The sequence below is a fragment of the Sphingobacterium sp. SGR-19 genome (genome assembly GCF_011043555.1).
Lineage (GTDB): Bacteria > Bacteroidota > Bacteroidia > Sphingobacteriales > Sphingobacteriaceae > Sphingobacterium.
In genome coordinates this window covers 138,463-153,114 of sequence record NZ_JAAKGS010000005.1, presented here as the reverse complement: position 1 = coordinate 153,114, position 14,652 = coordinate 138,463, and the positions used below count along the sequence as shown (strand labels likewise).

Below are 14,652 nucleotides of genomic sequence, written 5' to 3'. Positions count from 1 at the left end.
TTTAATTGTCAAAATTATATACTAAATACGGCATAAAGTAAGATCGCAATCACACTGATCACCATCATCATGATATAAAAGCCCACATGGCCGCTTTGCCACTGCCTTACTCCTTTTCCAGCTCCAACAAAGAAGTTACCCACCCCATTTACAAATCCATCTATTCCCGAGCGATCTACGTATTTATAAAAGCCAACCGATAATCTGTTCAATGGCTGCACAACAAGCGCATCATAAAACTCGTCCACATATAATTTGCGAAAGGATAGCTTATGCAATCCTTTTGACGCCTGCGTATCCGCTGTAGGGAGCGTTTCTTTTCTTACATACCGGTTGTAAGCAACAACGGCCATGATCAAAGCGCCACCAGCAGAAACTCCCATCAACAGGTACTCTGTACTATGACTTAACGACAACGTTTCTGCATGCGCACTCCCCGCCTCAAAAATCGGCGCCAAGAATGCCGCTAAGCTATGGTGTCCACCCAATGCTTCCGGGATATTGATAAAACCACCAATTACAGATAGCACGGCCAAAACAACCAGCGGCACAGTCATTTGCCAAGGGGATTCATGCAAATGCTTTTTCTGTTCTTCCGTTCCTCGGAACTTACCAAAAAATGTCAGGTACAACAAACGGAACATATAGAACGCTGTACATAAGGCAGTCAAAAAGCCTATCGCCCACAAAACAGGTTGGTGCTGAAACGCATGCGCCAATATCTCGTCTTTGGAAAAGAACCCAGCAAACGGCGGAATACCACTAATTGCAATCGTTCCAATAAACATCGTGATAAACGTGACGGGCAGCGCTTTTCTTAAACCACCCATTTGGCGCATATCCTGCTCATCGTGCATGGCGTGGATGACCGATCCTGCTCCAAGAAACAGCAATGCTTTAAAAAATGCGTGCGTCAGAACATGAAAAAAAGCCCCGGTGAACGCACCTACCCCGAGGCCCAGAAACATGTATCCCAATTGGGATACCGTAGAATATGCCAATACCTTTTTAATATCAGTTTGTGTAATCGCTATAAACGCGGCTAATAATGCGGTTGCTAACCCGACAACAGCCATTATTTCCATGGTCACCGGAGAAAGCGTGAATAAGATATTCGAACGAACAACCATATAGATACCTGCTGTTACCATGGTGGCCGCGTGGATTAAGGCAGATACCGGCGTAGGACCTGCCATCGCGTCGGGTAGCCAAGTAAACAACGGAATCTGGGCAGACTTGCCCGTTGCGGCTACAAATAACAAGAGCGTGATGATGAGTAGCATAGAACTTCCCACCGGCATGCTTGCTGCAGCAGCAAATACCGTTCCGTACTCCAAGCTGCCAAAAGTCTCCAAGATAAAGAACATCGCGATAAGAAAGCCCAAATCCCCAATACGGTTCATGACGAAAGCTTTCTTGGCAGCCGAGGCATAAGAAGCGTTTTTGAACCAAAATCCAATCAACAGATAAGAGCAAAGTCCTACACCTTCCCATCCAATGAACATGACCAGGTAATTAGAGCCTAACACCAGAATGGTCATGAAGAAGATGAATAGATTGAGGTAGGCGAAAAATTTTCCAAATCCCGCATCGCTGGCCATATAGCTGCACGAATATAAGTGAATCAAAAAGCCTACGCCCGTAATAATCAAAAGCATAATAGCACTCAGCGGATCCGCTAAGAAAGAAAGCGCTACATGCAGTTTACCGACCGTAAACCAGTCGAAGAGATGTACATATATTTCTCCGGAAGCACCGGCTTCGCGTGCTGCGGCGATTTCGAAGTAAACGAACAAGCTTAATACAAAAGAAGCGAGTACCGCTCCACAGCCGACTATAGCCGTAAGCGCTTTCGGCACACGATTACCCATTAATCCATTTATTACAAAACCTATAAAAGGTATCAATGGGATCAGCCAAATTAATTCAGACATACAATTTCTTACTAAAAATTCTCCTATTCAATTACCAACGCAATTTACTCAACGATTCAATATCCACCGACTTGGTATTTCGGTACACCATGATAATAATCGCCAGGCCGACAGCCACCTCTGCTGCCGCCAACGCCATGATGAAAAATACGAATACCTGTCCTGTCGGATCGCCCCGATAGGCGGAAAAAGCCGCCAACAACAAATTGACAGCATTCAGCATCAATTCGATGGACATCATAATGATGATCACATTCCGACGGATAAGTACGCCCGTAACACCGATAGCGAAAATGATACTACAAAAAATGATGTAGTGGTTGAGTGGAACACCCTGAATCTGCGTTACAATATTCTCCATTATGCTTTTTTAATCTCTTTAACTTCCTTTTTTGCCAATAATACCGCTCCAATCATCGCTATCAACAATAAAATTGCCGAAATCTCAAAAGGCAGCAAAAATTCATTGAATAATACATTACCCAAATGTTTCACGAGTCCAATATCCGTATTGCCGGTCACGATCTCGTTGGATGGTTCGATTACACGAAAAGCCCCTAGAAGCGTCGCAAACAGGCACATCCCAGCGATGACACCTATAACCTTCACCAAGTTAGACTTCATGGGTTCGGTATCCCCGTTGAGATTCAGGAGCATCAGGACAAATAAAAAGAGCACCATAATGGCACCCATATATACAATAAAATTGACTACCGCCAGAAATTGCGCGTTCAGTAAAATATAATGAACCGTCAGCGTGAAAAACGTAACTACCAAATACAGCACGCTGTGTACTGGATTTTTGGTGAAGATCGTCATCAACGCGAAAAAAATAGCAACAAAGGCAACAAAATAAAATAGGGACATGCTAGTTTGTTTTTTCCGGGTTTAGTTTTGTAATATCAAATACGGGCTCGACTAACTTGTCTTTGCCGTAAATAAAATCCTTTCTTACATAGTCTGCCGTCACATGTGGGCCATCCAGATAAATCGCTTCTTTTGGACACGCCTCTTCACACAGACCACAAAAAATACAACGTAGCATATTGATTTCATATACCGCCGCATATTTTTCTTCACGGTATAAGTGCTCTTCTTCTTTTGTGCGTTCCGCAGCTATCATCGTAATTGCCTCTGCCGGGCAAGAAAGTGCACAAAGTCCACAGGCAGTACAGCGCTCACGTCCCTCCTCATCGCGCTTCAACGAATGCAGCCCACGGAAATTCTTCGAATAAGGCCGCTGCTCCTCCGGATATTTCACCGTTGGGATTTTCTTGAAAAAATGTCGTATCGTAATACCTAAACCCTTTGCAATAGCGGGTAGATACATGCGCTCCCAGAAATTCATGGGTTTCTGCTCAATAACTTTCTTTCTATTTGATAAAGATTGCATAGTCTTAAAAATAAGTATCCTTCACCACGATCACCACTGCTGTCAAGACAATATTTGCTATCGCCAGCGGAATCAATATCTTCCATCCCAGTCCCATCAACTGATCATAGCGGAAACGGGGCAGTGTCCAACGTACCCACATGAAGAAAAAGATAAAACCAAAGATTTTAAGGAAGAATACCAATACGCCGATAATCGTGATCCAATTCTGCGACAAGCCTAATTCATACATGAACGGGAAATTATACCCTCCAAAATACAAGGCCGCCATTAGAGCCGAAGAGACAAACATATTGATATACTCGGAAAACATATAAAGGCCGAGTTTCATGGAAGAATATTCCGTATGGTATCCTCCTATAAGTTCTGTTTCACACTCCGGTAAGTCAAATGGCACACGATTACATTCCGCAAACGCACACACCATGAATATTAAGAAACCCAATGGTTGTGCCCAAATGTTCCAGTTGACAAATCCGGACTGTTGAGCGACAATTTCCCCCATAGATAACGTTCCCGTCACCATCAAAAGGGCGATAATGGAAAGCCCCATCGGAATCTCATAGCTAATACTCTGTGACGCTGCACGAATAGCTCCCATGAGCGAAAACTTATTATTGGATGCCCAGCCTCCCAACATAATACCATATACACCCAATGCGACCACACCAAAGATATAAAGTACACCTACGTTGATGTCTGCAACCTGCAGAGCCACCTCACGTTCGCCGATTGTCAGCGTCTGCCCCCATGGGATAACGGCCGAACTGATACAGGCCGTGATAATAGCTAAAGTAGGCCCTAATATAAACAACGGTTTATGTGCTCCAGCCGGGATAATCTCCTCTTTAAAAAAGAACTTTCCGCCATCACAAAGTGGCTGCAAAATCCCTCCAAATCCAGCACGGTTGGGTCCATGGCGATCCTGCATAAAACCTGCTATTTTACGCTCCGCCAACGTCGAGTACATCGCGATGACCAAGGAGATCGTGAAAACAATCACCACCAAAATCAATTTTTCTAAAATAAAAGCTCCTTCCATGTATTTCCTTTGCTTATTTTAAACGTTCCGTTCTTGCCAGCTGCTCTTCATTGGCTTCCTGCAATTGCAGGTTCTTTTTGATCACCGCTGGCGGATTGAATACGTCATAGTGATTGGCGTCGATGACCGATTGCTTGCTGATTGGGGTAGGCTCTTCCAATACCCAGTTCGCTGTTTTCTTTTTTTCAAAACGACAGGTATCACAGATAAACTCTTCCACCTCGTTATATTCATCTTTACGAGCTGTTACACGCAACACATCTTCACCCTTATACCACAAAGTGACCTTGCCAGAGCATGTGGGGCAATCGCGGTGCGCATCTACCGGCTTCGTAAACCACACCCGGTTTTTGAAACGGAATGTCCTGTCCGTCAATGCACCTACGGGGCATACATCAATGACGTTTCCGATAAAATCATTGTCCAACGCATTCTCGATAAAAGTAGAGATTTCTGCATGGTCGCCGCGGTTAATGATACCATGTTCCCGTTTGCCTGTCAATTGATCTGCCACGTAAACACAACGGTAGCATAAAATACAGCGGTTCATGTGCAACTTTATTTTATCACCTATATCGATAGGTTCGAACGTGCGTCGTTTAAACTCATATCGTGTTTGAGACACGCCGTGCTCATAACTCAAATCCTGTAGCTTACACTCTCCTGCCTGGTCACAAATCGGGCAATCCAGTGGATGGTTGATCAATAACATCTCCACCACACCTTTGCGTGCTTCCAACACATCCGGCGACGTGATATTCTGCACTTCCATTCCGTCCATCACGGTCGTCCTACAGGAAGCGACCAATTTTGGCATCGGGCGCGGGTCTTTTTCCGACCCTTTGGAAACCTTCACCAAACACGTACGGCATTTTCCGCCGCTACCCTCCAGCTTCGAGTAATAGCACATAGCAGGAGGCACAATGTCCCCGCCGATTTGACGCGCCGCGTTCAATATCGTCGTTCCCGGCGCTACTTCCACCGGAATCCCATCTATCGTTACCTTAAATTTTTCGTCTGCCATTTGTTTATTTCTTTAACTCTCCACTCCGTCACTCAACACTCGTTACTCCCTCAGTCACCAATCCATAATTCCTTGTCTGTGCTTCCTGCGGGTTCAAAATATGCCATTCAAATTCATCCCGGAAATGCCTTATGGCACTTGCTACCGGCCAGGCCGAAGCATCTCCTAACGGACAGATAGTATGTCCATCGATTTTTTGCTGGATGTCCCACAAAAGATCAATGTCAGAAATATCGCCATAACCATACTCGATTTTGTGCAGTACCTTTTCCATCCAGCCTGTTCCTTCCCTACATGGAGAACATTGTCCACAGCTTTCGTGATGATAAAAACGCGTAAAATTCAGCGTGTTGCGCACGATACATTGATCCTCATCAAACGCAATAAAACCACCCGACCCCATCGCCGTACCCGTTACAAAACCACCGTCTGCCAATGACTCATAGGTCATTAGCCGGGGCTCGCCCTTTGCCGTCTTCAGCGCCAGGTGGGTCGGTAGAATTGGCACCGATGAACCACCGGCAACCACGGCTTTCAAACGCTTTCCATTGGCTATACCGCCACAATATTCATCGGAATAAATAAATTCTTCCATGGGCAAGCCCATTTCAATCTCATATACCCCCGGACGTACCAAGTTGCCCGACGCCGATATTAATTTCGTACCTGTACTGCGCTCGATGCCGATTTTCGCATATTCTTCCCCACCATCATTCACAATGGGCACAGTGGCGGCGATCGACTCTACATTGTTCACTACGGTTGGGCAACCATATAATCCTGCCACCGCAGGAAAAGGCGGTTTAATCCGCGGATTGCCTCGTTCGCCTTCGAGCGATTCTAGCAAAGCCGTCTCTTCTCCACAAATATATGCGCCCCCGCCAGGTTGAACATGTATTTCCAAATCGTAGCCTGTACCCAATATATTTTTACCAAGGAAACCCGCTGCCTTCGCCTCCGCAATCGCTTTTTCTACGATACGAATCTGGGGCATCATCTCTCCCCGGATATAGATATACGACGTATTGGCGCCCAATGCATAACTGGAAACGATCATGCCCTCAATCAGTAAATGAGGAATATAGGTCATTAAATACCGATCCTTAAAGGTACCGGGCTCTGATTCATCCCCGTTGCAGACTAAATAACGTGGAACACCTTCCGGTTTCGCCAGAAAGCCCCATTTCATCCCTGTAGGAAATCCTGCGCCACCACGTCCACGAAGTCCAGACTTCTTAACCTCTTCCACTACATCGTCTGGCGACATCGTTTTGAGCGCTTTTTCCACTGCACGATAGCCTCCCTTTTGACGATAAACCTCAAAAGTATGGATATCCGGAACATCAATATGTGCCAACAATAACTTACGTGCCATACTTATATCGTTTGTGCTTTTTGCTTCAATTCATCAATCAATTGATCCACCTTCTCTTCGGTCAGGTTTTCATAAAATGTGTACTCGGGCCCGATCTGTAATACAGGAGCAAAGCCGCAAGCCGCAACACACTCCACACCTCTCCAAGAAAATAGGCCATCCGCTGTAACCTCTCCTTCTTTAACACCCAGCTTATCTTCTATATGTTGCATGATACGTTCGGCTCCCACTAAACAACAAGGGCCTGTACGGCAGATTTCCAACACATATCTACCTTTAGGTTGCAGAAAAAACATGGTATAAAATGTGGCCACCTCGTATACTTCGATGGGTCGTATATCTAGATACGCAGCAACCTTATCCATCGCATCCACACTCAGCCAGCCGTATTCAGCTTGCACCAAGTGTAAGATAGGCAAAAGTGCTGATTTCTGCCTGCCTTCCGGATAGCGCGCTACCACCTCCGCAAACTTCTCCAGCAGTGGTGCACTAAATTCCACAATCATATTTTCTTTAACACTAAGCATCTAATTCTCCTGCAATAACGTTTAAACTACTCATATTGATAATCGCATCAGAGATAAGCATCCCACTGCTCATAGGAGCAAACATCTGGTAATTGACGAAAGATGGTCTTCTAAAATGTAAGCGATAAGGTGCTCGTCCTCCATCGTGGATAAGATAAAATCCTAATTCACCATTTGCGCCTTCGACAGCGTGATAAACCTCCGATTTTGGTGTTTCCCATTCCCCCATGACGATTTTAAAATGATAGATAAGCGCTTCCATATTGGTATATACCTGTTCCTTCGGCGGCAAATAGAACTCGGGGACATCGGCATGAAATACGCCCGTAGGTTCTTTTTTAATCTTTTCCAATGCCTGCTCGATGATGCGCAGCGATTGCCACATCTCATCATTTCGCACCATGAAACGATCGTATACATCACCGTTTGTGCCTACCGGAACATCAAACTCAAATTCCTCATATGATGAATATGGTGCCGTCGCCCGTACGTCATAATCAACACCCGTCGCACGAAGGATCGGGCCTGACCAGCTGTAGCTGAGGGCGTCTTCTGGAGTAACCGCAGCCACACCCGAAGTACGTTCAATGAATATCCGGTTACGGACAAACAAGTTTTCAAATTCTTTCAACACCGGCGGGAAACGTTTGATAAATTCTTCGATCTTACGGAAAGCAACTTCGTTAAAATCACGTTCAAACCCCCCGATACGCCCGATATTGGTCGTCAGGCGCGCACCACAAATTTCTTCGAAAATTTCATATATAAACTCCCGCTCCTGCATCACATAGAGGAATCCCGAGAAAGCTCCTGTATCCACACCTAAAATACCGTTACAGATAATATGGTCTGCAATACGTGCCAATTCCATCACAATTACGCGCATGTATTGCACCCGTTTCGGCAGTTCAATGTCCAACAACTTCTCTACCGTCATATGCCACCCCATATTATTTATCGGCGACGAACAGTAGTTCAACCTATCCGTCAATGGCGTTATCTGGTAAAAAGGACGGTGTTCCGCAATTTTCTCAAAAGCCCGGTGTATATAACCTATTGTAGACACACCGCTCACAATGCGTTCGCCATCAATCTGTACCACATTCTGGAATACTCCGTGCGTAGCCGGGTGTGTGGGTCCAATATTAAGGGTGATAAACTCATCCTGCGGGTCATTATCGAAAAATACGGCCGCATTCGGTGTTATTCTGGTTATCGGTTTACTCATTTTACGCTGCTAGGGTTTAACGTCCAAAATAAAAATCTTTTTTATCCACCCGGTTTGGGTCCTCGAGCGGATACTCCTTTCGCATGGGGAATACGTCCAATTCATCCATATTTAAAATCCGTCGCAAATCGGGATGACCTTCGAACACCACCCCGAAAAAATCGTAGGTTTCGCGCTCCATCCAATTCGCGCCATTCCATAAGGGAGTAGCCGAAGGAATCGTCGGCGTAGGTCCACTGATAAATACCTTTATCCGCAGACGCAAATTCTGCAATAGATTATGCACATGGTATACTACACAGAAATCGCGTTCCTCATTCGGGTAATGCACCGCGGTAATATCTGTCAAGTAATTAAAGCGCAAAGACGCGTCATCCTTTACAAAACCAAGCACATCCAAGATAGATGTTGCCTCCGTCGCTACCGTCAACAAGTCATGCGGTTCCGCCACGACCCGAACCTGGTCTCCAAACTGTTCCTGCAGGCGATCTATAACGATTTGATTATTCAACTTATCCATTATCTGTCGCTATTCCATATTTTTCCAACAATGCCTTATATTCCGGCGTATTCCGGCGGTTCAAAGACTCATTCTTCACGATTTCCTGCAATTTCAATACACCGTCCAATATCGCTTCGGGGCGTGGAGGACAACCCGGCACATATACATCTACCGGAATAATTTCGTCTATACCCTGCAATACCGAATAAGTATCAAAAATCCCTCCGCTGGAAGCGCATGCACCGACGGCTATCACCCAACGCGGCTCTGCCATCTGCGTATAAACCTGCTTTAACACGGGCGCCATTTTTTTAGCTATGGTCCCCATGACCAACAGCATATCCGCCTGTCTCGGCGAGAAGCTCGGACGCTCAGCCCCAAAACGGGCCAAATCGTACGTAGATCCCATAGTGGCCATAAATTCAATCCCACAGCACGAAGTCGCAAACGGAAGTGGCCACAGGGAGTTCGCCCTAGCCAACCCGATCACTTTATCTAAAGACGTCGCAAAAAATCCAGCTCCTTCCACACCTGGGGGAGCTTCTGCCAATGTCACTTTACTCATGATTCCTTTGTTATTTTCACAAACACTAATCCCACTCCAACGCTCCGCGTTTTACTTCGTAGATCAAACCGAGAACGACAATCCCCAAGAAGATCCCCATTTTCCATAAACCATCCATCCCCATCTCCCTAAAATTGACCGCCCATGGGTACATAAATATAACCTCCACATCGAAAACGACAAACAAGATCGCAGCCATAAAATACTTAACGGAAAAAGGCTGTCTTGCGTTACCGATTACCTCAACCCCGGATTCGAAAGCGCCCAGTTTATTTTCGGTACGAACTTTCGGCCCAATCAAATGTGTACCGACAATAGTTAAAACACCAAATGCCACGGCTACGCCCAATTGTATCAAGATGGGTAAATAATCTATTGGAGTGCTTTCTAAGTTTACACTTTCCATAATATCAGTTTTCTAATGTACTTCTCTTCCTAACAAATATATCATTTTTTCGCCACAAAAAAAGGGGCTCTGAACAGCCCCTTTCTTATTTGTTATGATTCTAAATTACAGTTGATCAACGAATTGCCCAGCGAACTCATCATCCGGGCTAACCTTAATAGTTTCCTGGAAATGTGCCTTCGCTTTTTCAGTTTCTCCTTTCAAATAAAAGTAGTAACCTAAGTAGTTGTTTGCATCAACAATGTAGGAATTCTTTGTCGTTTCAGGCACCTCGAAATTCTGTATTTCCTGTAACAATCTGGTGAAAGAATCTACGAACAGTCCCTTTGCATTTTCAGGGTCATACATGACACCGTCCAATGCAAGCTCAGACAAACCTTTGTAGTACAAAGAATTTATTAAATATTTCTTTTTTACATCGTCTTTGTCTGTTGCTATAACGTTACTGAAAGACTTAACAGCTTCATCAAGTGTTGGCTTCGCTGCTGTGATCTTCTGCACACCCAATTCTGGCGTAATTTCCTCACCTTCTGCCGGAGACACCAATTTGGACCCTTTGGTATATTGACCAAGACCTACGAAGTAATTCGCATCATAGTAATAATCAGATGAATCCTGTGCAGCAGGTATACGGAAAATCTTAACCGCTTCCTCTATCTCACCGTCCTGATACTTAGCAAATGCGGTTTCCGCAATCTCTGTTTCCAAGTTATCGTCTTCCGTTTGTTTTTCTACCGCTTGTTTCAATAACTGTTCACCTTTTGTAGAATCACCAGCGCTCAAGTTTGCTAAACCAGCATACAAGTAGTCACGTGGAATCAAACGTTCCGGCTGTACTTTTTCGAATAAGATATTCATATTCTCTGCGGCTTTCACATAATCTTTATCTTGGTTATAAGCGATATATCCCAAATAACGGTAAACTTTAGCATCTACACCCGGCATCGTAGCCAATTCCTGAGCAACCGTTTTTAATTCAGCGTAGTTACCGGAATACACCAAGAAGTCAGCATAACGTGTTTTTGCCTCAACCGAAGCGTCACCTGTTAAACTGAGGTATTTCTGATAGTATTCCAACGCTTTCTGGTTGATCTCGCGGTAATCATCTTCCGGTGCCTTCAACGAAGATAGATAGTAGGTTTCTGCAAGTTCGCGGTAAAGCGGTGCGTAATCCGGATTCTCGCCCGATAATTTTGTCAACGACTCGATAACCACATCATACGCTTGTGCTCTTCTCGAAATCAAAGCCTGTCCAATTTTCGGAGCCAATAAACTCTCATCGAGATATTCCGCATCACGGTAATTTACGAACGCTTGGCTACTCTCGCCCATACCAGCATATGCATCACCCAATGCGATCAATATATCCGGATCCTTCTCGTTTTTTCCTTTTGCCTGCGTTAGGTATTCGATTGCCTTTGTATAATCGGGCTCCGGCGCCTTAATATAAGCCTGCCCAACATAAAGCAATGGTAAATATTCTTTTCGACCTAAATCAGAAACAGCTGTTGAAAATTTCGTTTCAGCCGCTGCTTTGTTGCCTTTCATCAAGTCGACAATACCCAATCCTACATTGTTTAATTTTTCTTTCGGCGCATTGGTCACCCCTTGATTAAATACATACTCGGCAGAATCTATCTTATCGTTGATCAAGTGAATTTGGCCAAGATAAAACCAATTTTCTCCATCTCTTGCTTTCTTCTCCACCAAATTCTGAAGCATACCTTTCGCTTCATCATATCTCTCCTCATCTATAGCGGCTTTGGCATCCTTTAAACTCTGCGCACTTACAGACCCTACCGTACCCGCCAGTAATAGACTTAAAAATAATTTACTCTTTGTCATAATCTATTTGTGTTCTATTTTTCTTTTTTTTAATAACTATCTACGAATTTAATACGAATTATCGCAAATCTAAACGAATAATACAATTTTTTGTTGTGCACCCCCGCCTTTTATTTGACTACCTATCCCTATAAATGTTTAATTTGTCGTAATTTATAAGTTAATCTCATCCCTTATAATGATATCGCGTCCTGGCATTGTCGCGGGCACCAAGCCCGATTTTAATACGATGCGTTGTCCCCTGTCACCCGTCAAGAACGCAGAAAATCCAATTCCCAGCCCTAAATTAGGCTGGTAGTTCAGCACATAAAATGTGCGGCTCAGCGGGTACTGCGCTGCTGCAATAGTGGACTGATTGGGCCTATAATAATTATTATCCGCGCCCTCTCCAATCGTGTTCTGCACGCTCAAGATACGAATATTATTTTTATTCGGAAATGAAGAGATCAAATCTAAATAGACATTATACCCTAAAATTCCAACTTTTCCCGGATCGTTTGCCACCGCTTCAAGCACTTTTTCGCTGTCACCTATAGCTTCCACAAAGTTAGACGCTACTTTTTCCAATTTACCTAAGTCCTTCAAGTGCCTAAATGTGCTGGAATTAAGATTATCGAAAATAATTTTTTTACGGTCGGTACTTTCTCCCTTCATTGCATTCACCAGATATTCAATAGTAACGGTTGTATCTGCAAGTTTAGTATTGTTGATCACCACAATGGCATCTGTCCACACTGGAAATATTCTCGGTTTAATCGAACGCTTCTTGAAATAATCACGTTCCGTTTCATTCAATTCCCGTGCTAAAACGGCCACGCCCGCCTCATTGGACAACATCGCTCGAATAGCCAGTAGTTCCGGCTTTACGATGAGGTTCAGTCGGGCATTGGGATAAGCCGATAAAAACACCTCTTCCTGTTCTTTCACAAGCGGATAGACCGTTTCATCCACGGCGACGTTAAGCGCCCCCGCCAAAACGTCCTCCTTAGGTGTAGTTTCCTTCATCATCGAGTTATCGTCCATTGCAGACCCTTTTTCCGTCCGAGAACAACGCGAGCAGCCAGCCATGCTCAGTAGTACGACTGCTAAAATGCTTATATTGAATATTTGTTTCATCAAAAATTATTCTGCCACAATCTTGCAAAGCGTAAAAATGAATAAACAATGAGCAGGATGCCGAACATATTCTTATACGTAGGGTCGATATCAAGCGGAAAATTATCCCAAAAAATAACCAAGATGCCCAGAATAAAATAGAAGGCGAACATCGCTAGCCCCAAAATAGACAGAAATCGCTTTGTTGGCGATTTCTGACTAAATTTTCTTGTGTTGTTGCGCAAACCCATGCTTATTGTTGAAGATTCAATGTAATAGGCAAGGTATAAGCTACACGCACTGGACGACCATTCTGAATACCCGGTTTCCAAGGTTTCGCTTTTTTCAACACATTCACGGCAGCTGTTCCCGTACCATACGACAAATCTTTTACAACTTTGATGTCCGTTAAACTACCATCACGCTCTACAACAAACGAAACAACAACCTGACCTTTTACCCCAGCATCAATAGCACCTTGCGGATAACTATAGTTACGTCCCACCCACTCACGAAAAGCGTTCAAGCCACCATGTGGTTCGGGGTTCACCTCTACCGCGGTAAAGATTTTGTCTGCGCCGCCATCTGGATCTCCGGTAGCACTACCTGTAATCTGTCCTTCGACTTTCTTCGGACCAAACTCTCCTGTAGGCACACCCGATGCTCCTTTTGTACCTTTCAAGGTAATACGTGCTGGTGTTTTATTTTCTTTCTTAATTTCTTCTTGTGATACCACTTCCTCTTTTACCTGACTTTCAGGCACCACCTTCGGCTCGGGGAAACGCACCAAATCTTCCGCTGGCGGTTCCTGTGCGATACGTTGCGGTGGTTCTTCCTCCTGTGGAAGTGGTTCCTCTTCCTCTTCTTCAGGCTCCGGTATCTCCAAATCCTCCAGCGTCACCTCCGTTATAACGGGGGCTTCTTCCACTGGTTTATCCGGGAACACCTTAATGTTAAACATTTTTGGAGCACTCAAAACAAGAACGATCGAGACAATCGAGAATAGCGCAACGTTGGTTGCTCGCGGGGCGAACTTACGCAAGTCATAGGCGCCATATTCCTTATTTCTATTCTCAAAGACGACGTCAAGCCATTCTCTTTTGAATATATCTAATTTAGAACCAAACATATTTTACTTAATTATGCGATTAATCGTTAAAAAGACCTTCGCTTTTCAACACTTCTATTTCGTCACTATTGATCTTGGAAATCATGTAGCGTTTCACATCCACAATCCGCATCTCGTCCAAAATATCCACGAGATTACGTTGTACAGATTTTTCGCTAGGCCTGATCACAACAATCAAATCTTTACCTCCTGCACGCTGAGGAACCTCTTTCTGCATTCTGAGCAATACTTGACGAATACCTTCTTTACCATAATCTACCGTAGTCGGTGGGTAAATCGGTTTCGCTAATTGTCCATAATACCAGGAAATCTTGTCATCCGATCCCAACAAAAGGGTGATGGAACGATTGTCCGCAATTTCCAGATTATCGTTTTGATCCATCTTGTTTTTGTCCGGCATCGCCACATCCATGGCCTGAGGAGTATTTAGTGACGTTGTCAGCATGAAGAAGGTAATCAATAAGAAGGCTAAGTCTACCATCGCGGTCAAATCGACCTTACCGCCGGATTTCTTGGCTCTTACCTTACCACCTTTTTCACCTTTACCACTATCTTGATTTAATTCTGCCATTTTCTTCTCGTTTATG

Annotated in this window: 16 protein-coding genes; all 16 read right to left on the bottom strand. The window is 44.4% G+C overall.

The window, feature by feature from the left end; genetic code table 11:
• Positions 1–14 precede the first annotated feature (14 nt).
• Positions 15–1,934, bottom strand: coding sequence for an NADH-quinone oxidoreductase subunit L (gene nuoL / locus G5B43_RS11400; protein WP_165294878.1), 1,920 nt, complete (start codon positions 1,932–1,934; stop codon positions 15–17).
• 31 nt (positions 1,935–1,965) lie between these two features.
• Positions 1,966–2,295, bottom strand: coding sequence for an NADH-quinone oxidoreductase subunit NuoK (gene nuoK / locus G5B43_RS11395; RefSeq protein WP_130142591.1), 330 nt, complete (start codon positions 2,293–2,295; stop codon positions 1,966–1,968).
• Positions 2,295–2,801, bottom strand: a complete 507-nt coding sequence (locus G5B43_RS11390; protein ID WP_165294877.1) for an NADH-quinone oxidoreductase subunit J — start codon at positions 2,799–2,801, stop codon at positions 2,295–2,297. The genes nuoK and G5B43_RS11390 overlap by 1 nt, the downstream gene beginning before the upstream one ends.
• A gap of 1 nt (position 2,802) precedes the next feature.
• Positions 2,803–3,327, bottom strand: coding sequence for a NuoI/complex I 23 kDa subunit family protein (locus tag G5B43_RS11385; RefSeq protein WP_165294876.1), 525 nt, complete (start codon positions 3,325–3,327; stop codon positions 2,803–2,805).
• Between the two features lie 4 nt (positions 3,328–3,331).
• Positions 3,332–4,369, bottom strand: coding sequence for an NADH-quinone oxidoreductase subunit NuoH (nuoH, locus tag G5B43_RS11380; protein WP_165294875.1), 1,038 nt, complete (start codon positions 4,367–4,369; stop codon positions 3,332–3,334).
• A gap of 13 nt (positions 4,370–4,382) precedes the next feature.
• Positions 4,383–5,393 (bottom strand): 2Fe-2S iron-sulfur cluster-binding protein, encoded by a 1,011-nt coding sequence (locus G5B43_RS11375; protein WP_165294874.1) that lies wholly within the window; start codon positions 5,391–5,393, stop codon positions 4,383–4,385.
• A 28-nt stretch (positions 5,394–5,421) separates the two neighbouring features.
• Positions 5,422–6,768 (bottom strand): NADH-quinone oxidoreductase subunit NuoF, encoded by a 1,347-nt coding sequence (nuoF, locus tag G5B43_RS11370; protein WP_165294873.1) that lies wholly within the window; start codon positions 6,766–6,768, stop codon positions 5,422–5,424.
• A gap of 2 nt (positions 6,769–6,770) precedes the next feature.
• Positions 6,771–7,295 carry a complex I 24 kDa subunit family protein gene (gene nuoE, locus G5B43_RS11365; RefSeq protein WP_165294872.1) on the bottom strand — a complete coding sequence of 175 codons (525 nt, stop codon included), beginning with the start codon at positions 7,293–7,295 and terminating at the stop codon, positions 6,771–6,773.
• A complete protein-coding gene (locus G5B43_RS11360; RefSeq protein ID WP_165294871.1) occupies positions 7,288–8,523 on the bottom strand; it encodes an NADH-quinone oxidoreductase subunit D in 1,236 nt (411 codons plus the stop codon). The genes nuoE and G5B43_RS11360 overlap by 8 nt, the downstream gene beginning before the upstream one ends.
• Before the next feature lie 16 nt (positions 8,524–8,539).
• Positions 8,540–9,043 (bottom strand): NADH-quinone oxidoreductase subunit C, encoded by a 504-nt coding sequence (locus tag G5B43_RS11355; protein WP_165294870.1) that lies wholly within the window; start codon positions 9,041–9,043, stop codon positions 8,540–8,542.
• On the bottom strand, positions 9,036–9,590 hold the full coding sequence (locus G5B43_RS11350) for an NADH-quinone oxidoreductase subunit B (protein ID WP_165294869.1): 555 nt from the start codon (positions 9,588–9,590) through the stop codon (positions 9,036–9,038). The genes G5B43_RS11355 and G5B43_RS11350 overlap by 8 nt, the downstream gene beginning before the upstream one ends.
• A gap of 25 nt (positions 9,591–9,615) precedes the next feature.
• Positions 9,616–9,996: an NADH-quinone oxidoreductase subunit A gene (locus G5B43_RS11345; protein ID WP_165294868.1), complete on the bottom strand. Its 381-nt coding sequence runs from the start codon at positions 9,994–9,996 to the stop codon at positions 9,616–9,618.
• Between the two features lie 105 nt (positions 9,997–10,101).
• Positions 10,102–11,841 carry a tetratricopeptide repeat protein gene (locus tag G5B43_RS11340; protein ID WP_165294867.1) on the bottom strand — a complete coding sequence of 580 codons (1,740 nt, stop codon included), beginning with the start codon at positions 11,839–11,841 and terminating at the stop codon, positions 10,102–10,104.
• Positions 11,842–11,994: 153 nt separating this feature from the next.
• Positions 11,995–12,957 (bottom strand): PstS family phosphate ABC transporter substrate-binding protein, encoded by a 963-nt coding sequence (locus G5B43_RS11335; protein WP_165294866.1) that lies wholly within the window; start codon positions 12,955–12,957, stop codon positions 11,995–11,997.
• Between the two features lie 232 nt (positions 12,958–13,189).
• Positions 13,190–14,065, bottom strand: coding sequence for an energy transducer TonB (locus tag G5B43_RS11330; RefSeq protein WP_165294865.1), 876 nt, complete (start codon positions 14,063–14,065; stop codon positions 13,190–13,192).
• A 19-nt stretch (positions 14,066–14,084) separates the two neighbouring features.
• Positions 14,085–14,636: an ExbD/TolR family protein gene (locus G5B43_RS11325; RefSeq protein ID WP_165294864.1), complete on the bottom strand. Its 552-nt coding sequence runs from the start codon at positions 14,634–14,636 to the stop codon at positions 14,085–14,087.
• Positions 14,637–14,652 lie beyond the last annotated feature (16 nt).